The following is a 24,923-nucleotide window of genomic DNA, read 5'->3' as shown; positions in this document are numbered from 1 at the left end:
CTACATTGTCTGTTTCTTTTTGCACTGATAATTACTTTTATTAAGGAATCTCATTATGTTGAGTTCTCTTTACTCAAAATGTTTGGACACATTATCAAAAATGAGTTTGGTAGCCCGACTTATTAATCTTATTTCTATACAAGGAATAAGAGTATTATCAGTATTGAAGAAAATAGGAATAGATCTATTTTGTTGTGTAGGTAAAAGTACACATCAATGTATAAAAATAAATAAGCGCTTTATCTCATTAGGGATTATTTCTATTGCCTCGTTATTTAGTTCAGAAGCATTAGCAACGAAAGATTTTGGTGATGCGCCTGATGATTACAAAACAATAATATCAAGTGGTGGCCCTAATCATGTGGCAAGCAGTAATCTATTTATAGGTGATGTTGCACCTGATATTGAAAGTGACGGTCAGCCAAATAGTGATGCAACAGGAGATGATGCTAATGGTGATGACGAGGAGTCTTTTACATCACATATTGTATCGTATCAAAGTGGTGACACTACGTACTCGACTGACGTTAAAGTAACGAATTTGTCGGGTGTTGTTGCAAATTTATATGGCTGGATCGATTTAAACCACAACCAACAATTTGAAACGAATGAATTTGCTAGTGTCACCGTGCCTTCTGGTACAAATGGCAGCAATGTCACTTTGGTGTGGAATGACTTGTCTGAAATACAAGACGGACTAACGTTTGCTCGATTTCGCCTCACAACAGATGATTTAGCCAGTGGTAGTTCACTAACAGGACTTGGTCATATTGGTCATGATAGTTATGGGGTATTCACTAATAGTGACGAAACTCGAGTTTATGCAATAGCACATCATCGAAATCCACATGAGCCTGCGGTGTTTTGTTATGACATCATAACGGGCGCGCTGTGTCCTGGTTATGATAATGGCGTTGGTAATCCAGATGGTAAACATTTGGATACGGGGGCTAATCCAAATACCAGAACGCCTCATCAAGGTAATCATATTGTTGTAAATAATAAAATCTATTTACCAACAGAGTACGGAATGTCCTGCTGGAATATGGATACCGATAATTCGTGTGGTTTTGTTTCATTCATGGGTGCATTTGGTAATGGCAAAACCGATAATGCCAATAATTGTGGTAGTACAGACCATACTTGCCGTTCAATGCCAGGGCTTGTCGGTAATAAAATGTATGTGATGGATGACTCAACAAAAATTGAGTGTGTCACAACCATGATGGCCGATTGTGCTGGTTATCCTATTGATATTACAAGTTTTGTTGGGCTCGGTGTTACAGGTGCAGATACTAGAACTGAAGTGATTGGCGATCGCGTCTATTTTGCATATTCACGTAATGCTGGTCAGCGTTTTGTTATGTGTTGGGATACAACAAATAATGAGATGTGTAGTGATTTTAATAACCAACAACCTATTCTACTTTTAATACAAGAAGATGATGCAGAAAGAGATAATTTCTTCGTCTCGTATGACTCATCATCAAACCCTGTTGCTGTATGTGGTGGTGATGCTTCTATCGATCCGGTTATTTGTGTTGATATAACCACTGGACAAATTAATAATGGGTTATTGAACGGTATTAATTTTAATACTAATGGTGTTTACTTCCAAGAAGTCGCAGCACTTAATAGCTCAGGTCAAATGGTAACCTATTTTGCTGGTTTAGATAATGCCATTTCTTATAACTGGGCAACTGGAACACAAACCACTTATACCAATTTAAATGATCCTGGTCGTCAGTTTCATGCTGCACACGATGCAGGTGATGGCTGTATTCGATATACCATGCAAGGTGGCGTTAAAGAACTTGATGTATCACAAGGCATGCCAAGTGCTAGTGTTTCTGAGTTTGGTTGTCGCTCGTACAGTAGCAGTAATTTTGCCGCATCAGCAAGTAATGGTGAGATTGAAGATCATCAAGTTACGATTGAGAAATATATAGCACCAATATCGCCACCAAGTGTGGCAAGTGGTGATTTTGATAAAGATGGTGTACCAGACAGCCGTGATTTAGATGATGACAACGATGGTATTTTAGATATTGATGAAGGTTGTAGTATTGTTCATAACGAAAACTTTGAACGTTTTGCAGATGCCTTTAATGAAATTCCAAGTCTACAAGCCGCTATTGATACAACGACAGTTGAAGCGACAGGATTTGAATCTACGGGTCAATATACTTTAGAGCCAGCGTTAGTGGTGCCATTTTTAGGTGGCGGTACAACACCAACAAACTCACAGGGTCAACAAGTGGGTAGTTACCTTGCAGGATCTGGTTGTTCTGAAACAACCACTCTTTGGGATGATGGTAACGGTAATGTCTATCTAATTTTTGGTACGCATGATTATCAAGGTGGTAGTGTGCCATCTACTGATGTGTGTGAAGCTAATGATCCTAAACAAGCGGGTTATATCTATAAGCCTGTAAATAAACTTCCGGTACAACCCAATACTAATTATGTATTTAGTGTTGATGTAAAAATTAATACTAATAACCTTCAGGGCCATCCATCTAATACTGTGCCGAATGTTGAACCTGAAATTCATTTTTATGTCGATGGTGTCTCTGTCGCGCAATATATTCCAGATCGTTCAGCGTCTATAACAACAGCGGAATATAAAACTTTTACTTTTACATGGAATAGTGGCAATAAAACATCCATTGATTGGGGTATTTATAATCGTACGACAGAAAGTTCAGGTAATGACTTCTCAATTGATAATGTGTTATTTCAATCGCAAACTGCAGTTTCAATCACTAATTGCTTAGATATAGATGCTGATGATGATGGTATTCCAGATAATATTGAAGCGCAAACCACAGAAGGTTATATATTCCCATCAAATGATGATGCAGCAACGTATAATATTAATGATGGCGTTAATAGTAGTTATATTAATACTAATAATGGTGGCCCAGGATTGATTCCTGTAAATACAGATGCTTCGTCAACTATTACTCTTCGTGTCGATACAATACCTGATTATATTGATACCGATTCTGACGGTGATGGAGTATTAGATATTGCCGAAAATGGTCCTGATAATATTCATCCTGGCAGTGGTGCTAATACTGATACCGATGGTGATGGTTTATGGGATATTTTTGATGCCACAGATAGTAGTGGCGCAAGTGCATGGCATCCCGATGATGAATTAACAACTGCTTCTATTACTCAACGAGTGAATTCGTTTGGTGATGTTGATGGTGATGTAAGTGGTTTTGAGCCCTTATCTCAAGATTTAGACTTCAGAGATGGTGATGAGCCAAGTCAACAACCTGTTTATGACTTTGGTGATGCGCCAGATGGCCTAGATGGCGAAGAAAGCTATAAAACGTTAGCGGCGAGTAACGGACCTCGTCAATTGCCGTCTACAAATTTATATTTAGGTTCAAATCAGACTGATATTGAATCCGAAGGATTAATTAGTTTACTTGCTGATGGTGATGATAATACCGAAACGAATGATGAAGATGTCTTAGATCTTTATTACCCCAACAATATTATCAATGTTGGTAGTAGCACTGGTTCACATATCATACGTTTTGAACCAATGACTAATACGACAGGAAGTTCAGCGTATTTTTATGGTTGGATTGACTGGAATAAAAATGGCATTTTTGAAGTTAATGAAGCCATTAATCGTACCAATGCTGGTGTTCAAGGTGAAGCTGCATTTACTAACAACGCAAGCTTATTTGATGTTGGTTTTGTATTACCTAATAACCTAGTTAATGGTTATTACTTTATGCGTATTCGTCTCTCACAAGATCAAATTGACCTTCAGGGTAAAACAGGAACAGATGAAGATCCGCGTTCTATAGGTTTAGTTAATGCTATTGGTGATGTAGAAGACCATCGTGTTTATATTGGTCGGTTTGATATTGGGGATTTACGTGATACGGCGTTAGGTACTTCATCTACGACAAGTAGTGTTGACCACCATACTCGCATACATGATCAAGGGCCGGCACATTTACCAAGTACAAATCTATTTATTGGTACTAATGCGACAGATCCAGATCCTCATAATCGTTCAACATATAACACCACATATACGGCATCGCACCCAACAACAGATGATACATCAGGTACGCCAACAGCAACACGAGATGATGAAGATTCGCTACCTTCGACACAAGTTACTATCAATGAAACCGATAATTTAGTTAGCTTTGATCTTTCGGTAACGAATAATACTGGTAAGAATGCTTATTTATATGCATGGCTAGATGCTGATCATAATGGTCAACTTGATGTTAATGAATTAACAGCAGTAGGCAGTGCATCTGATGATGGCGCGATAGTGATTCCTGATAATGGTGGTTCAGCGACAAATTACAGTGTCACTTGGGATAATATTACGAGTTGGCCATTAGTAAATCAGCATTACGGTATTCGTCTGCGTCTTTCTGAAGAAAAACTCACATTATCGGGGGCTAATAGCAGTGATGAAGATCCTCGTGCACTGGGTGTGCAATTAACACTAGGTGAAATAGAAGATTACTCTATTCGTGTGGTCGCAAGTGGAGGAACGGGAGGCGGTTCAACTGAATCAGATTTTGATCGTGATGGTGTGCCTGACTCCATAGATATTGATGATGATAATGACGGTATTCTAGATGTTGATGAGTTAGGTTACGACCCTAATTATCTTTATCGTGACTATTTTGATGCGGTTAATCCTAATGATCCTAATCAGTGTCCATTAGTGAAACATACAGGTGATGGATTCTATTATGCGCCATCTCATGTTGGTGGTGTAGGTGATAGTAACCCATCGGGTAACGCACTAGCCTGTGCCGGTCAGCATGGTATGGGTAGTAATACTGGTAACCAAGTGAATAATACATGGCAAGGATATGGTGGTAGTTGTTCTAGTGGCCGTTATTATGCGTTTTTAACTTTGTGTAATGAGTTTGATACCGCTGGCCGTTGTGCAGGACAAGGATTAACAGCGACATCATTTAATGACGAATTTTATCGTGTTAAATCTCAATATCTACCTTCTACAACCCTACAAGCTGGCGTTACATATCGCTTACGTGTATTGATGTCGCAAAGCACAATGACAAGAACACAAGGTGTTATTAATAACCAAATTATTAATCCAAATGAGACTATTGTTGGTGGCGAAAATTATTATACCTTTGATTACACTCCATCATCGAACGAACCATTAACAACGATTGCAGTACGTAATAACTTTGTTGCTAGTGGTAGTAATAATAGCGGCCAAGGAAATGATTTTGCGATTTGCGGTGTGGAGTTATTAACTAAAGATCTCGATGTAACGCAAGCTGGACATCATCAAGATATCGATGCCGATGATGACGGTATTCCTGATAATATCGAAGCCCAAACGTCTGATGATTACATTCTTCCTAATGTAAATAGCTTTGCACAATACATAGCTAATGATGGCTTAAACACGGCTTATCTTACAACAAGTAGTACCGGAGGATTAGGTCTTACGCCGGTTAATACAGACCAAAGTGCTCCAACCGGTAGTGATACTATTCCTGATTATATTGATGATGATTCTGATGCCGATGGTACCGCTGATATTGCTGAAAATGGGCCATTACATCCTGATTCAATTACCAGTACAACCGATACTGACGGTGATGGTTTATTAGATATCTTTGATGCTAATAATGACTTAGCTATTAATGGTTTTTCACCTGGACAGTGGTCGCCTACTGATGAAGTAACAGCGAGTACAGTTGCTCACCTTAAAACTATTTTTGGGGATGGTGACACTGATGCGATAGATGGTGCGATTGTGCAATTGCAACAAGATCTTGATTATCGTGATGTCGATAGTCCAGGAACTCCTGCTGATTATGGTGATGCGCCAAGCAGTTATAAAACATTAGCTGCTGATAATGGCCCATCTCATATTCCATCGACAGTACTTTATTTAGGAACAGCAGCGACAGATATTGAAAACGATGGCTTTCCAAATACAGATGCATCAGGTGATGATGATAACGATGTTAATGATGAAGATGGATTAGATACATATAATTTATTTGCAAATAAAAACTTTATTAGTCAGTCAATCAAAGTGACTAATACCTCTGGTTCAGAAGCGTTTCTTTATGCTTGGTTAGATATGAACCGCAATGGTAGTTTTGAAGTAAATGAATTGTTTGTTAGCGGTCGAGAAGATGATGGCGGCTATGGCATTGACTCCAATGAACCTGATGATGCTGTTATTCATATGAATTGGCGTTTTAATAGTATTGTGGCTGATGGTCCGCTTTATATGCGCGTCAGACTGACTGATCAAATTTTAGATATTGCTGGCGCAACGAATAATGATCTTGACCCTCGTTCATTTGGTGCTGGGAGTATTGGTGAAGTTGAAGATCATAAAGTTGAGCTAACAGTGCCAATCTCAACAGGAAATCAATGTGTAATCGACCTTATTTCACCAAGTTTTGAAACGCAAACATCGCGTGGTAGCGGTAATGGACGTTCAATTGTTATCGTAGATTCTGATGCTCCTTGGTATAGCTGGACAGATGAGGGTACAGCAGATCATTTTGATGGTACTCGGCCTGATTGGTTTGATAATTATGCACCAACTGATGGCAACCGTTTGGTGGGGTTAACCTATAATTTAGAAAATCAAGAAGGACTATCATTAGACTTACCTTCGCCATTGATTGCGGGGGAAACTTATAAATTAACGCTTGATATTGCTGGTGGTAAATTAAATGGAGGTAAATTTAATCAAGCGGCCAATATAGACCTACGTATTTGGGGCAATACCCAAACTAATGTTGTAGCACCTGGCAAGTTGACGGTTCCTACTGGACATGTTCAGCTAGCCTCTCAAGGCGTCTCTTCTAATACCGTATTATCAACCCAAGAGCTTACGTTTACCCCAACTCAAAATATGAATAGCATTACGCTATCTATTTTCACAACTGATTCGATTAGTGTTAATACGCAAAATTATGGCATTGTGTTTGATAACCTATCGTTGACCAATGAATCGAGCAGCTGTTCAACCGATTTAGATTATGGTGATGCACCTGATGGTCTAAGTGGTGCGCCGAGTTATAAAACATTATCAGCCAATAATGGTCCCTCACAAATAGCTTCAACAACAGTACGTTTAGGCGAAGTTGAAACTGATATTGATACTGATGGTCAACCAACGTTAAATGCTGACGGTGATGATGTTAATAATAATGATGATGATGATGTTTTGAATGTTTCGTTGCAGAACAACATTATTAATATTGGTGCTGAAACCTCACAATATAAGATTAAGCTCACGCCTATTTATAATACCGGCGGTAATAATGCTTATCTTTATGTCTGGGTAGATTGGAATAAAAACGGTATTTTTGAAGTTGATGAAGTATTAAGTCGAGTGGGTACTTCTTATCCTGCGGGTAAAGATGGTGAAAACCATGTAGGTATTAATACTAATAATCCACAAGAAGCGGATATGATCCTTGATTTGCCAGCAAGTGTTGCTGCGGGCAATTACTTTATGCGAGTACGTTTAACAGAAAATGATCCATTAGACTTAGCAGGGGCTACGGGTTCTGATGAAGATCCGCGTTCTATTGGTGCAGTGAGTGAGAATGGTGAAATTGAAGATCATCAAATACGTATTGATCGCTTTGATATGGGTGATTTACGTGATGAGCTAGTTGGTTTATCAACTAACCCGAGCAGCGTCGATTATACAACCCGTTTGGAACATGGTGGTCCTGCGCACTATCCAAGTACAGCACTGTTTATTGGTACTGAAGCGACAGATGCCGATACTGTTGATCTCACAAATATTAATTACTTCAATAATGATGATCCGCACCGTGACGATGAAACAGGAGCAGGGGTTGATGATGAAGATGCCATTGGTCCTATTGATATCAAGGATACAGACAATCTGGTTAGTTTTGATATTCCCGTCACCAATACCACAGGTCAGGATGCTTACCTTTATGCATGGTTTGATTTTGATCGTGACAGTGTTATGGAAGTGGGTGAGCTGACAGCTGTCAGTGGTGGTGCTAACAATGGCGCAATAGTGATCCCATCAAGTTCAGGCTCACAAACCGTTAGTATTACTTGGACTAATTTACCAACGTGGCAATATATTAATAAATACTACAGTATCCGTTTGCGCTTATCTGAAGATATTATTCCATTAAATAGTGCATCAGGCACTGCAGAAGATCCTCGTCAACTCGGTATTTTGATGAACCGCGGTGAAGTGGCTGATTTCCATGTTTACGTACAAGCAAATGGTACTGGTGGTGGTAATACACAAAACGATTTTGACCGTGATGGAGTGCCAGACTCCATAGATATTGATGATGATAATGATGGTATTTTGGATTTAGTTGAGCTTGGTTATGATCCTAATTATCTATTTGCTGATTGGTTTGAACCCGCTTCAGGCACAGCGCCTAGCCATTGTCCATTAGTGAAACATACTGCGAATGGTGAATATAATCCATTAGTGCACGGCGGTAATAGTGCTTGTGGCCTGCCTGGTGAGGCGTCAAATAATCAACGCAATAGTGTTTGGGGTAATTATGGTGGTGAGAAATGTTCAACAAGTGCTAATCCATATGGCCGAGGCTGGGGGTATTTAACCCGTTGTTCTGAAGGTGATACTGGTAATAACTGCCAGGGAACAACCAGCCATGTTGGTGACTGGTATATATTACAGAATCAATTCTTACCTAGTGGTGATGTCTTTAAAGCTGGCGAAACTTATACTTTACGTTTACATGTCAATGTTTGGCATAGCCCAATATCTCAATTTAGAGCTGTTATTAATGGACAAACATTGAGTCCAAATGAAGCACTAACAGCCAGTGGCGATCAAATATTAACCTTTACATATAACCCGTCAGCTGATAGTCCGTTGACTTCATTGTCATTAAGGAATGTGTCTGGTGGTAATAGTGGCCAAGGTAATGATTGGGGCTTCTGTGGTGTTGAATTATTGAATCAAACCTTACATCAACAACAGCAATCTGGTGTAGTAGAAGGCAACCATTTAGACATCGACTCCGATGATGATGGTATTCCAGATAATATAGAGGCTCAAACGTCAGAAGATTACATTTTACCAAACGTAAATAGTTTTGCTCAATATATTGCCAATGATGGCCTTAATACCGCTTATCTTACAGCCAGTGCTCAAGGTACAAAAGGCCTTACGCCAGTTAATACTGATCAAGTGGTTCCTGCTAATATCGATGCAATTCCAGACTATGTTGATGATGATTCTGATGGTGACGGTATATCTGACCTTATTGAAAATGGTGCTAGTCATCCAAATACAATCACCAGTACAACCGATACTGATGGTGATGGTTTATTAGATATTTTTGATTCAATTGATGATTCAAATGTCATTGGCTCAGCGCCTGGTAATTGGAGTCCGACAGATGAAGTGACAGCCGATACTGTTGCTCATTTAAAAACTATCTTTGGTGATACTGATAATGATGCAGTTGATGGTGCAGTAGTACCGCTTCAACTCGATCTTGATTATCGAGATTATACCCCTTCAAATAACCCACCTACTGGTATATTTGAAGTGAATGGTACTATTTTTGAAGACATAACCGGTGATGGTATTTTTTATGATGGTGATGTGGTCTTTAATGACAATACGGGTGATCAACGTGGTCTATCAAATGTAATAGTGACACTGTATCTGGATGATGGCGATAACTTGCCAAGCAGTGGTGACACCTTGGTCAGTACAGTGACAACAGATGCAAATGGTGATTATGAATTTACAGGCTTAGGAACGGGGGTGTATTGGGTTGCTCCTGATGCACCGACTGTCTCAAGCAATGGTAGTACTGGACTAGTTGCAGAGCAGACATTCGGTATGGCATCTCAATTCCAGATACCTCAAGCGTGGGGAATTCAATCATACTGTGCTGATGGTAGCGGCGGTAGTATATTATCTTCTGATACTACGCATTTTAACGATGTCTGTTATGGGGGGAAATCGGCAACGGCTGCAGATGATAAAACCGATGCTGGAACGAGAGAGCACGTTACGGGCTTCTTACTTAATTCGCAAATACAAGCACTTGGAAATTTAAGTTTTGGATTTAGTTTTAATGTTGTTGTTAATACAGAAAGTAGTGGCACTGGTTCTTATGAACAGTTCTTACAAAATGCGAATGCTTATAGTGGTCCGAATGTTATGCGTTTTGTGCCAGCCGTTTCGCCTAACCGCGCAACCTGGTGGGAAACATCAACAACGGATACCACATCCTTTACTGCATTAACAGACAGTAATACCACGATTGACGGTAAAGCCTATGATTACAAAGACGGTAACGCTGATCGGAATGAAGATCCATCGTTATTAGGCCCTGTGACATCTGTGGGCGCAGACTGGAATACAAAAACAATTTCACAAGTTGATACCCCAGATCTAGCTATAAATCACCTTCGTAATAACACCTGTGGCCGCAGTTTTTATGCTCAAGTAAACGCTGAATCTATTAGTTGGAGTGGCTGTTCTGCAATAGAAGCCACCTCAAATGTCCATAATATTACGGTGCAAAATATGGGGGTATATTCAGATGATAGTGATAGCACTGTATCTGGCCCGGCGTTCTTTGCTCGTGATTCAATTCAGAGCTTTAACTTTAATAATAATGTTATTGGTGTGCTGCCAACGGGTGTGGAAGCTGCAAATCAATTATACCGTGGTGTGATCATTAATAATGGTATTAATTGGGGAGGCGAAATTGATTACGACGGCTCTGGTGAAATAGACAGTAACTACTTCGCTAATACTTGGGATACAGCGATCATTATTTGGTATATCACCGGCCCAACAGATCCTCGTGATAAGTTTGTTATTTCAGATAATTATATTATTGATGTTGATGGCTCTGGTATCGTGCTTGATCGTGGTACAAACGCCATGACTATTGAAGGTAACTATATTGATAACGCTAAATTTGCAGGTATCGATAATGCATCTGGTGCGTCTTATCTTGATATTTTGCAAAATACAGTTACCAATACTCAGGGATTCTTTGATAAATCAAATACGGCTTATGATAATGGCCTTGTATCAGAATGGTACCCTCATTCAGGTATTAGCTTGGGTTATGGCTCAAGTATTTTGGCCGAATACAATAAGGTTATAAATGGCGCTGCGGGTGTCAATGGTGTCGATTATGCACATGGTCTAGGCCGTGGTATTAAAATAAGCAAAAACCAATTTGGTAATAACGGTGGTATTGCTATCGATATTGGTGAGGAGGATGGTATTGATACCAACCCTCATCAGGGAGATAGCCGACGTTGTTATTTAGCAACCTATCATGGTTCACCTACAGTTACGGGGCCTGCGTTACCATTAATTGAAAAAGCAGAATTGAGTGGTAATACCTTAACCGTTGAAGGTCAGCATTGTAACGGTGCATTTGTTAGCGAAAATAGCTATGAAATTCAATTTTATATTGTCAGTGGAGATGCAACTGATACCAGTACTTCTTCAACAACAGCAAGCCCTGTTGGTGGTTGGAGTTTCATGCCTAATATTGGTAATGAAATTACAGGTTTAACCTACGGTGAGGGTGTTACTTATCTTGGCAGTCTAACGCAACAAACAAATGGTACTTTCAGCGGCACAATTAACGTTAGTGGCTTATCTGTCGGTGATACAATTGGTGCGATTAGTTTCTCCGATCATGCTGTAGGAACTGGTCAAGTACCAGGTCAAACATCAGAATTCTCCGCAAACTTCATTGTTGGTGCTGGCGATCTTGATTACGGTGATGCGCCAGATGATGGTTCAAGTAATAATGGAACTGGAAATTATCATACCCTTGTGGCTAACAATGGTCCTGCTCATATTGTCTCAACTAATCTGTTTATTGGTACCAATGCTACCGATGTTGATAGTGATGGTCAGCCAACAACTGCGGCAGATGGCGATGATATTAATGGAACAAATAATGACGAAGATAGTTTAAGTGCTCTTACACATGGTTATGGTGAAACTTTCTTCCAGAAATCACTAAAAGTGACCAATACAACTGGTGCTGATGCTTATCTTTATGCATGGGTTGACTGGAACCAAAATGGGTTATTTGAAGAGAGTGAGCATTTAACAAATGGTGATACGAATGGTGCAATTTTAGTCGCAAATAATACTAATGGCGATTTGTTCGATATTATCTGGAACAGTCATTCAGGATTTAATGCTGATACGACTCTATATATGCGAATACGTATTAGTGCAGAAGAACTTACAGCTAGTGGGACTGCGTTAGGTGTTGCTGATGCTCGTTCATTATCAAGTCGAGGTTTTGGTGAGGTAGAGGATCATCAGATTAATATTATTAGCTCACCAACAGCAGATAGCGATTTTGGTGATGCATTTGATGATGGTTCTGATGCTACATTCCATACATTAGCAGCGAGTGGTGGCGCGCGGCATAAATTGACGACATCAGCTGCAGATACAAGTGGTGATGCATTACCTCAATTTACAGATGATGAGTTGTTAGACATGCTGTCACCATCTGTAAATGGTAATCGTTGGGTGTATTGGAATTATCCAGCTAATGTTAACCATAATGGTGGTAGTCAAAATGATGTATTAGTGATTAAAAATAATATGTCACAAAATGGCTTAGGTTATTCTGGTGGTGATGGGCACGACCGACTTATTCTTGGTAAACCAGCTTCTTATTATACTGTGATTTCTCAAGGAACTAATGCATGGCGGGTTACATGGCCAGATAACCGTTTTATTAATTTAAATAATGTTGAAGAAATTATTTATAACGGTATTCCTGATATTACGCCGCAAGAAGATGAAGATTTAAGTGATGACTTTATCTACCTAGGATCTATAAGACCTGATATGGAAGATGGATCTTATCAAAGTGCGAATGCAGATCTTGATGATATTAATGATAGTTCTGGTAGTTCCTCGACCATAGATGATGAAGATGCCTTTAATCGTAATACGACAATTTTAGATACAAATACATCATTTACTCTTGATGTACCTTGTAATGACCATACCGGCTCTCAAGATAAAGGGGCGACAGTCTTTGGTTGGATTGATTTCAATAATAACTTCATGTTTGAAACCTTGGAATATGCAGAAGCTGCTTGTTCAGATAGTGATGCTGCTAATAATGGTAATGCAGTTCTAATATGGAATGACTTGAGTAACCTACAAGCCGGTGATCGCTTTATGCGTCTACGTATAACAACGGATGCGCTACCTGCAGATAATAACGGTACTGCGTGGGATGAGCGCAGTGCAGGTACGGTATCTAATGGTGAAGTAGAAGATCATTTGCTCACAATAATTGAATCATCAACGCCCGTTAATGCTACTTGTTTGACAGATACCTTTGAAAATTCGACAACTCATTATATGCATTGGACGGGTAATAATAGTAGTTACAGTGAACAATTTACGAGTAATCAATGGTCTGCTAATTTAATTCGTAAAGATGGACCTACAATTGGTCGTTTACAAGCGACGCATAATGATACGATTGATCAAGCAAATAGTGGATTTGTTGGCTTTTACGTTCACCGAACTGATTCCTTAATTGTTCGAGAAGTTGCGCAATATCGCACTTATTTCCCAACCGTGACTAATGGAAAAGTTGAAGTTACTTATCAATATTTGCCAACAGCAGGTTATGAAAGTAATGCAATCTCTATTGAGATTAATAACTTCTGGCAAACTGGCTTTTATAGCGATGATACAACTTTGCGAGTATCTGGAAACTTTGGTCAAGGACGGACCTATTTAAGAGCACCAAGCTCAGGACTCGGAAATCACGTCACTACTGACTACGATCCTGGTGGTGTTGATATTTTACCTGGGCAAACGTATACCGTTTTAGAACTTAGACAAGAGCACTTTGATGGTGGTTCTGGTGGGCTTGCGTATCCAGTCTTTACTCTATCTCCTGGGCAGACGATCACTTTTACAATTGAAAATATTCCATCAGCGAATTCAAGTAATTGGACATTTGATACGGGTCATTATGATGTATCTAGTTGTAATAATATTTCTGAATATGATTACGGTGATGCGCCTGATGATGGTGATGCTAACAGCGGCAGTGATTACCTAACATTATCAACAACTGGTGGCGCTTCACATGCTATTCCGCAAACAGGTGCAACAGTTTATCTAGGTACAACAGCTCCAGATGTTGATGATGGAACACTACAAAATAGTGGTGCAACAGCTGATGATAATAATGAAGTAGCTTCTGGTATTAATGATGAAGATGCCTTTGCAACACCCATTCAAATTCAGACCAATGCAACAGGTTATAGCAAAGAAATTGCCTGTAATGGGGATGGTGCAAATGTTTATGCGTGGATAGACATCAATAATGATGGTGTCTTTGAATCGACAGAAGCCGCGCAAGCAGCAACCTGTTCTGATACTGGTGGCGGTGATGGAAGCGTTACGCTGTCATGGTCTGGTTGGAGCCCTGTAAGCACAGCTAATACCTTTATGCGGGTGCGTATTACGTCAGATACATTAACCGATGCTAATACGGGTGATGCGTTAGATAGCCGTTCAATTGGTGCTGCAACGGATGGTGAAGTTGAAGATCATCAAGTCACAATTGCTGATTGTGTTACCTCTGTATCGACAGGCTTTAGTGATTACGTTAGCCCTGCCGAATCTCAATCTGCTGGTCGTCCGGCTAAAGAGGTCTATCGTCCATTTGGTGTTGAAATTTATGAATCACATAAATCAGGTAACTATCCATTCCGTGAAAATGCATTGATTAACACTGATGGTGGTCAGCCCGGTATTTTCTGGGTAGGAGATCGTGCACTTTCAATTGATTTAGTCAACACAGATGGTAGTAAGCGTACTGCTAATGCTGTGGGTATTGTGCCTGATCAAGCTGGAGATGGTGCGACAATTCTTACGTTAGTCGCGTTTGATATTAACAATAATCAAATTGGTTCGAAGAGTATTACAGAGGCGAACACTCACAACAACAATAATATCAATCCTCCTATTATAATAACGACTGCAGAAACAGGAGGGGTGCCAATCCATCGTGTTGCTTATTACAATGATCGTAGCTCAGCGTCAGTTATCGGTGTTGTAGGTGCATTGATTGAAGATTGTATTGTATCAACATTAGATTACGGTGATGCGCCTGATGATGGTGATGCTAACAGTGGCAGTGATTACCTAACATTATCAACAACAGGTGGCGCTTCACATGCTATTCCGCAAACAGGTGCAACAGTTTATCTAGGTACAACAGCTCCAGATGTTGATGATGGAACCCTACAAAATAGTGGTGCAACAGCTGATGATAATAATGAAGTAGCTTCTGGTATTAATGATGAAGATGCCTTTGCAACACCCATTCAAATTCAGACCAATGCAACAGGTTATAGCAAAGAAATTGCCTGTAATGGGGATGGTGCAAATGTTTATGCGTGGATAGACATCAATAATGATGGTGTCTTTGAATCGACAGAAGCCGCGCAAGCAGCAACCTGTTCTGATACTGGTGGCGGTGATGGAAGCGTTACGCTGTCATGGTCTGGTTGGAGCCCTGTAAGCACAGCTAATACCTTTATGCGGGTGCGTATTACGTCAGATACATTAACCGATGCTAATACGGGTGATGCGTTAGATAGCCGTTCAATTGGTGCTGCAACGGATGGTGAAGTCGAAGATCATCAGGTTACGGTGGATGAATGTATTTCGGAGTTAGCAACGGGTCCATTAAATTTAACTGAGGGACTAAGTACTGGGTGGAAGCCATCAACTACATGGCAACCTTATGGTTTTATTATTTCTAAAGCTGAATCAAATTATCCATATTTACCTGATGGTAGTAATGAAGCATATGTTATAGGTAGTTCTCCTACTAATGCACCAAATGATGACGCTATAACCTTATTAGGAAATCTTTCTTATACCTTTGTTAATCCTGATGGTAGCCCACGTACTTTAACGACATTTAAATATTACGGCGATGTGCATACTGATGGAAGTCTAAATGAGGCTTATGGTTTCGATTCATCTGGGGCTCAAGTTGCTTATCAAAACTTTGGAGATACGGGAGGCCACTACAGCTTAACCGGTACAGCACCAATGTCTCGTGTAGTTATTTTAACGTGGCGAGTTGGTATTGACGGTGTTGAACAAGGGTTTAATACTACGTGCGCAATCACGGTCACTCGTGATTACGGTGATGCGCCAGACAGCACTGTTGGTGTTGGTATACAAGATTACCGTACCTCGCAAGCTGATAATGGTCCAAGCCATTCAATATCAACTGATTTGTTCTTAGGGACGAATGCGACAGATGAAGAAGCAGATGCATTAGGTGTTGCTCAGTTATTAGCGCAAGGTGATGATCTTGATGCTAATAATGATGAAGATAGTCTTTCTCAGGTTGAATTAGTCAATACTGCCACAGAATATAGCATGCCAGTGAAAGTGACCAATACCACAGGCAGTGATGCGTATTTATATGCTTGGGTTGATTGGAACAATAATGGACGTTTTGATGCAGATGAAGCTGTATCTGGCATGCCATTAACAGTTGCGAATGGTGACACGTCAGCCACGATTACATGGAATACGTTACCAAGCTTAACAACAGGTGAAACATATTATGTACGCATGCGCTTGTCTGATGTGGTGTTAACAGGTAGCCCTACAGGAAGTGACGAAGATCCGCGTTCATTTGGTGCAGCATCAAGTGGTGAAGTGGAAGATCATCTGCTTACAATAATTGATCCATCGTTACCTATTAACTCAGTTTGTTTAACCGATGTAATGCGAAATACATTAACAGATTATGTTGCATGGAATGGCAATAATAATGGTTATAACGAGCAATATACAGCCAATAGTTGGTCGGCTGATTTACCTATTCAGCAAGGCTTCCAAGTTATTGGACGCCTAGAGTCAACCTCAAGTGTGCCAATTAATACCAACCCAGCCAATAGTGGACATACTGGGCTAAGTATTTCTCGTACTGCAAGTTTAGCTGTAAGAGAAATGGCGCATTATGTTACCTCGTTTAATAGTATTCCAAATGGCGAAGTGGCAATTACTTATAGTTATTTACCCGCAGCGGGTCAGGAAGATTCGGCAATATCAATTGAGCTAAATAACTTCTGGAATACTGGTCTGTATACTGATGAGATGACGATGAGCTTTACCGGTAACTTTGGTCAGGGACGAACTTATATTAAACCGCCAACAGGTGGATTAGGTAATTTATTAATCCCTACCTATGATCCTAGTGGTGTAGATATTGAGCCAGCGAAAGTTTATACCGTACTTGATTTACGCCAAGGGAAAACAGGTAGTGCAGGTGGTGGTGTTGGTTATCCTGTATTTACATTAGCGGCAGGTCAATCAATTACCATTAATGTAGGTAATATTCCATCTGGTTTAAATTACTATATGGAAACCCATCATTACCGTGTATCTGATTGTGTTAAGCAACTTGATTTTGGTGACGCGCCAGATACTAATGCAAGTTCTGACAGTCAAGCAAACTACAGCACGATAAATGGTCCGACGCATATCATTCCTACCACGGGCTCAACCGTACATTTAGGTATTAATGCACCAGATGCTGATGCAGGTGCTTTTGGTAGTGGTGCTGATACTGCAACACACCAAGCAATCATTAAAGTAACCACCGCACCAGCAAGTAGTGGTGGTAATCGTTTCTTCTTTGATGGTATTGAAGCACCTGATTTATCTCTTGCTGCTGGTACCTATCGTTTTGATGTTAGTGCGGTACCTGCCTCCCATATATTGAAATTTTCAACCATAGCTGACGGCACCTGGAATAGCGGCAGTGCCTATACAACGGGTGTGACTGAAAATACAGGTTATATCGATGTTATGGTTGATGGTAGTACGGTAGATAACTTGTACTATTATTGTCAAAACCATGCCGGTATGGGTGGGGATGCTGCTATTACGGTGAATAGTAACTTGGTACTATTTGCTAGCGGTGATGATATCACCGATAGTGATGATGAAGACGGCGCGAATGTATTACATCATGGTCTGCAGTTAGGGAGCAATAGTTATACGCTACCTGTGGATGTAACCGTAAATAGTGGTACAGCACACATTTATGCTTGGATAGATTGGAACCAAGATGGTGTGTTTGCAACCAGTGAATTGCAGCAAACAACAGCGACTTCAACCTCAACCGTTGATCTTAACTTTACGGTACCTGCTGGTGTGGTCATGGGCGTGACTGCAGCGCGAGTTCGTGTATTTACAACAGAGCCTACAGCAGGAACTAATGATGCACTAGGTAATGATAGCCGTGCAACGAGTGTCAATATTGCAGATGGTGAAGTTGAAGATTATGCATTGGTTATGTTGGACGCATTAACTATTACCGGTTATGTATTTAATGATAACGGTGGTTCAACAGGTACATCAATTAATGCAATTAAAGACGGCGATGAACTTGGTATTACCAATGTTTATGTGACGCTTTATAACAAAACAGATGGAATATGTACGTCCGTTTTAACCAGTGATGGCACCACCGATGCTAATGGTGATGGCAACATTGATAATGCTGATGTTGGTTATTACAGCTTTGATGGCGAATTAAATAAAGATTATGCCCTGTATGAAACTGATGGTATTACACCACCACTTGATTGTAGTGCTGGCCCACCAAGTTCAGGTACTATCGATCCTGTTACTGGTACTGCAATTGGTCGTGAAATTAATGATCCGCCAAACTATGTCTCTGTGAATCCAAATATTCATGATATTGGGGTAATGACAACCAGCGTAAATTATGATTTTGCTGATAAGCAATATACTGATGAGTATCCAACCTGTGATACGAATGCTTATTTAGCGAAGAATACGCCATCTGAGTTGTATCAAGTGAATTTAGTTACTGCGCTTGAAGTGGAATTAGGCACTGCATCGTCGAAAACCTATAACGCGATTGGTTATAGTATCGCGCAAAACTTAATTTGGGGTGTTTATAAAAATAGTGGCTCAACCAATTCTGATGTGGTTGCGATTAATCGTCTAAATCAAGAAGTGATGCGCTTTAATATACCGGAAATGAACGGTATTTCGTTTGCTTCGGGTGATGTGACAGATGATGATATTTTGGTCGCTATCTCTGATGGTGGATCAGGCCGTCGAATGTACTTTATTGATGTTAATGTTAACTCGGCGACATATGGACAATACTTAGGCCGTTCAGCATCATTGAATGTTGCCCTTGGTGATTTTGCTATTCATCCGCTGGACACCAATACTGGTTGGGGTGTTGACTCTGATAAGAAACTATATCGTATTGATTTTGTTGCAGATAGAGCAAGTTCAACCTATACCGCATCAGCGACAAATGTTGGTCAAACGAATATCGTTCCATCCAGTGGTGCTGTGGGTGCCTTCTATTTTGATAATTTAGGCTTTGCATATGCCTCAGTGAATGCTGATGGTAGCTTATGGCGCTTTAATTTATCTAACCTAAGCGCACCAGCCGCTGATTTAATTCAAGCCATTAAGAGCGGGGATGGAGTACCAGCATCTGGTAATGATGGCGCGCGTTGTCGTTATGCACCAGTACCTACTGATTATGGTGATGCGCCAACCGCGTTAAATTATGCGACAGAGCTTGCTGATATGGGGCCACGTCACCAAACAGACACTGGATTGCCATTTATTGGTGCAATCGGACCTGATAATGAAAATGATGGTCAACCAACGGTGACTGCCGATGGTGATGATACCAATGGCCTCATTCCTGATGATGAAGATGGTTTTACTCAGCCACAAATCAATGGCTTCTTAGCTGAAAATGACGTGGTATCACTGACGGTTCCTGTCGTGACATCGGGTAATGATAATCTTCATGGCTGGATTGACTTTGATGGTGATGGTTCATTTGATGTCGATGAATACGCGACAGCCGCATTTACTGCTGATGGAGATGTACAACTCGACTTTACTGTACCAGCTGATGTGCAACCGATGAATAGTTTTGTTCGATTACGTACTTGTTCAAGTAGCTTTAGCTGTAATACGCCAACGGGCAGTGTAGAAGATGGTGAAGTAGAAGATCATGCGATTAGCTTAATGCCTCTTGGCGACCTTGAGTTGAATTTAACACTGGATCCAAGCGTTAATGTAACAATAGGTATTCCATTTAACGTTATCGTGAGTGTAGAAAATAAAGGATCAACGGTTGCGGCAAATACCAAAGTCACTCTACCTATACCGGCAGGATACAGTTTTGTTAAAGCCTATGCTGGAGACGGTGTCACCGAAATTACTACCTATGATCCGCTAACAGGTGAACTTGATTTAGGCACTATCGGACTTGGATTTAATGACTACGCGATTATTCGCCTTGCACCACAAGATATGTCAGCACCAAGTATTAATGCTGAAATTATTGCAACGGATATTATCGATATTGATTCAACCCCGAATAACGGCTTTGGTAATGGTGAAGATGATACTGATATAGTCACGCCAGTGGTTACCAATATTATTCAGCCAGGAGCGTGTGATGCACCAGTAGTGTTTGAAGGCGGCGATGCTTATCAATCAGCTAATGGTGAGTATATTGTGACTGAAAATCAGACTAATCAACAAGGCTATTTATGGAGTTATGGTTTCATTGATTTAAACAAGCCACTTTATGCTGAACTTGCTGTTTATCTAGGTGATCGTGATTGTAACACGGGTTGTCCAAATGGCATTGAGTCAGGTGCTGATGGTATGACATTTGTCCTTTCTGCCGATTCACGTGATTTAAATGCATTTGGTGCATTTGGTGGCGGTTTAGGCGTTGGTGATATCTTTGGTGCAACACCTGTATCACCGTCCATCGTGTTTGAGTTTGATACATTTGATAATACCTTTATCGGTGCAACGGATGATGCGTTAGGTGGGCAATATATCGATCATACTGGCGTATATTTAAATGGTGATGTTTATACGCCAGATCCGGCGAATACGCTTATTTCTGCCACCTCAATCAATGATGGTGAGCTAGAAGATGGTCGTTACCATATTGCTCAATTTGAGTGGGATCCTAGTACTAATACCTTTATTTATTACATGGACGGTGTCGTTATTGGTCAATTTACGCGTGATATTCGTGCGGATATTGGAACGACCATGGTTCGATTTGGATTTACAGGTAGTACAGGTGCTGGCTACAACCTGCAAAAAGGGTGTTTCACTCATGCGCCAAATGTACTGGGCTCTGATTTAGGTGATGCACCTGATACCACGGTAGGCACAGGACCTAATAACTACACTACGATTTATGAAAATGATGGCGCGATGCATGTACAAGCGGATACCGATGATAATGGAGAGATAGATCTACGTCTTGGTGACGAGTGGGATGCTGATCTTGGTGATTTACAAGATATTGGTGCACTTGCAGATGACAATAATAACTTTGACGATGAAGACGGTATTAATGCATTGTTATCAGCAACGAAAGGTGATGATTTTGATCTTGAAATTATGGTACTTGAAGATGCCGCTCGTACATCAACAGGCCAACAACTTCATGCATGGTTAGACTTCAATCTTGATGGTGATTGGGATGATGCCAATGAGAAAATTGTAACCGAGCCGAATGCAGTTATTGGTAGTAATAGTTTTACTATTCCAATTCCTAGCGGTGCAACTGTTGGTTATAGCTATTTACGTGTTCGTTTATGTAGCGGCAGTGATTGTAGTCAACCAACGGGTATGTCATTAGATGGCGAGGTTGAGGATTACCGGATTCTAATTTCTGATTTAGTGGGGAATAACAGTTGTGATTTGATTGTTCAAACTCAGAAACCTATTGCAGCAACGGATTATAACTTTAATGCAATTGATGTGACCAGTAATCCAATTTCTTTCTCTGATATTGTGAGTCCTATTGTTATTACTAATCAGCCAAATATTAACAATATTAACGCGATTGGCTTTAATCGAACGAGTGGTCTTATTTACGGTACCTTTACCGATATGTCACAAACAGATCGAATTCATCATTTATTTGTGACAGATAAAACAGGCACTAGCTTCATAGATTTAGGACCAATTACTGCCGCAGGTAATGCCACTATACGTCGGTTAAGTGATGGAGAAAGCTTTGACTTTGTTGAAGGAGATAGCTTACGTCATTCAGGTTATAGCTCAACCTTAACCGCATTAAGCTCACCAACAATGGGTGATGTCACAATAGATGGCAACACTTTGGTTGTATGGCGTACATCGTGGGACTCATTAGTGAAAATTGACCTTAATACTCAAACGTTTACTGTGGTGAATGTTGATATTGCGGCAATGGGCGGTTCGTTAACAGGCGGTGCAATTGAAGTCGGGGCTGATTTAGCCATTAGCCCACAAACAGGCTTAGGTTACATGGTTGATCTCGTTGGCGGTAATCTCTACAGCGTCGATTTAACCTCTGGCGCGATTGTGCAGCAAGATCTAGTTTACTTCGGCAGCGAGCCAACGCTAGATGCTAACAATAAGCTTCAAGCTGGTGGGTTGATTATTGATAATGCATTAAGTCTTTATGCTATCACCAATGGTGGTAATCATGACACTAACCAAAGTGGTGCGATTGACCTTGATAAGCGTTCGGTTATTTACCGTATTAACTTACCATTAGCTGAAATTGAATTTGTGACAGCAACAGATGCAGAATCACTTCAAGGTAATGATGCTGCTGGTTGTTATGATGCTGTTGACTATGGTGATGCTAGTGCAAATTATGGTATTGCAAGCCATGCGTACTTTGATGCTGCTCTTGATGGTAGTGCTGACTTAATGCTTGGTAGTCGTTGGGATCCTGAGTTCAGCCAGTGGAGTAGTGTTGATGCTTCAGGTGACGATGTTCATGGCCAAGATGATGAAGATCTGAATATTCCAGCGCAAATAGTGGTCGAAACACCCACTAACTTACCGATTAACGTTGTTGGTAATGGTTTCATTAGTATTTGGGTTGATTTGAATAACAATGAGGCGTTCACCGATGCAAATGAACAACTTGTTAATGACCAAGCAGTTATAGCAGGTAACAACACTATTCCTATTACACTTGATGCCACTAGTGCTGCTGGCTTTAATGGCAACACAGTAATGAGAATACGCTTATGTTCTGCTGTAGGTAGTTGTAATACCCCAGAGGGCGTAGCTGCTGATGGTGAGGTCGAAGATCACTGGTTTGAGTTACTTAATCGTATTATTTTAAGTGGCTTTGTATTTGAAGATAACGGTATCAGCGGAGCAACAGCGGCACATGATGGTGTTATCGACGGTGGTGAAATTGGTTTAGGCAACTTTACTGTTAATGTAACCTTTAAAGACACAGGTGTTACTGGTATTAATAATGGCGATATTATTGCCACTGAAGTGACATCGGGTGATGGTTCATATCAATTTGAAATTGGTGTTGATTTTGCCAATAAGAATTTATCACTCAATGTTGTTCAGCAAGCAGACTGGATTGATATTAGTGAATCAGATGTGACAACTATTCCACAAGTTACCAGTACCTTGGTGACAGACAGTGACATGATAGTTAATGCTAATGCTGGAGATATTATTACTGAACTTAATTTTGGTAAAGTGAAGGAGCCACGTATGGAGCCTGATAACTTTACTGAAGCAGAACCGGGCAAACCTGTTGCATTTGCACATAAATTTACAGCTGCAACATCTGGTACTGTCGATTTCTCAATTATTAATGTAAATGTTGAGCCTGCAAATGATAGTTGGAGTTCTGCGCTTTATCTCGATAACAACTGTAATGGTATTGTTGATGGAGCTGATGCGAGTATTAATGCATCAGTACCAGTTACGGGTAATACGGCTATTTGTTTAGTGAGTAAAGTCTTTGTGCCTGCTGATGCATCACTTAACGCTCAGTATAATTATGAAATTGAAGCGAATATGGTGTTTGAGGATTCAACGGGTACTGGACATGGTGTCACACGTTTAGTGGTTGATAGCGATACTGTTCGAGCCACTTATACAGGAGCGGGTGAGCTAAAACTTGAGAAAACAGTACAAAATATTACTCAAGGTTCTGCTGCAAGTGTTAGTAATACTGGTAAGCCGGGTGATGTCTTGGAGTATGTTATTACTTATAGCAATGTTGGTAGTGGGCCAATAAAAGAAATAACAGTATTTGATACTACACCTGCCTTTAGTTCATTGAATACTGCTGTTGATTGTAGTGGTGTTCCTGCATCATTAGCCTGTGCGGTATCAACACCTGACGGTACTAATGGCCTTGGTTATCAAGGTGAAGTGAAGTGGACGCTGACTAATGAATTACAACCAGGAGAAAGTGGTACTGTTAAATATCAAATAATTATCGAGTAATAAATATTATTATTTTGCAACGCAGGTTTGCGTAACGCATTTCACTCAATCTGCCAATACTTGTCTAATTAGTTGATTGATTGCCTATTATATTTGGCATATATGCTGCATATGTTCCCTTATGTTAATAAAAAAGGGGCATATGCTCATGTGTATTAGTATAAAAAAAGTGGTATTAACGATAATGGCATCATTGGTTACGATTGTGCCTTTTCGTGTAGCAGCAACTGACTTTCTAAATTCCAATGCAACAGTACCATATACTTATGACATCAAAGAGGAAATTAACAACAAGCACTGGCACATGATCAGTGATAGCCATATCGTTCCCATTAGTTCAAATGTTCAATTTGACTATGATGACGCACTTCAGATAACACATCATATATTAACGTCCAATCACATTCTCAATTGCCATCAATATACCTTAATCCCTCATTTCATTGTTATTGCTGTCAGCAGCAGTAATAACACGGCTTGTCAGGTGTAAATTCGT

At 40.2% G+C, this 24,923-nt stretch carries 2 protein-coding genes; both read left to right on the top strand.

Annotated elements, in window-relative coordinates:
* Positions 1–100: 100 nt before the first annotated feature.
* Positions 101–24,427, top strand: coding sequence for a GEVED domain-containing protein (locus PMAL9190_RS11645; protein ID WP_144384360.1), 24,327 nt, complete (start codon positions 101–103; stop codon positions 24,425–24,427).
* A 148-nt stretch (positions 24,428–24,575) separates the two neighbouring features.
* Entirely contained in the window at positions 24,576–24,917 is a 342-nt protein-coding gene (locus PMAL9190_RS11640; RefSeq protein WP_087845347.1) for a hypothetical protein, read from the top strand.
* Positions 24,918–24,923: the final 6 nt, after the last annotated feature.

The organism is Photobacterium malacitanum (assembly GCF_900185615.1).
In the GTDB taxonomy this organism is placed as follows: domain Bacteria; phylum Pseudomonadota; class Gammaproteobacteria; order Enterobacterales; family Vibrionaceae; genus Photobacterium; species Photobacterium malacitanum.
Note: the sequence above shows the minus strand (reverse complement) of the source record. Positions and strands in the feature narration are given on the sequence as shown.

What these genes read in the sequence shown, in the direction of transcription:
- PMAL9190_RS11640 (WP_087845347.1), top strand. Translation starts at nt 24,576, where the DNA reads ATGTGTATTAGTATAAAAAAAGTGGTATTAACGATAATGGCATCATTG.
- PMAL9190_RS11645 (WP_144384360.1), top strand. Translation starts at nt 101, where the DNA reads ATGAGTTTGGTAGCCCGACTTATTAATCTTATTTCTATACAAGGAATA.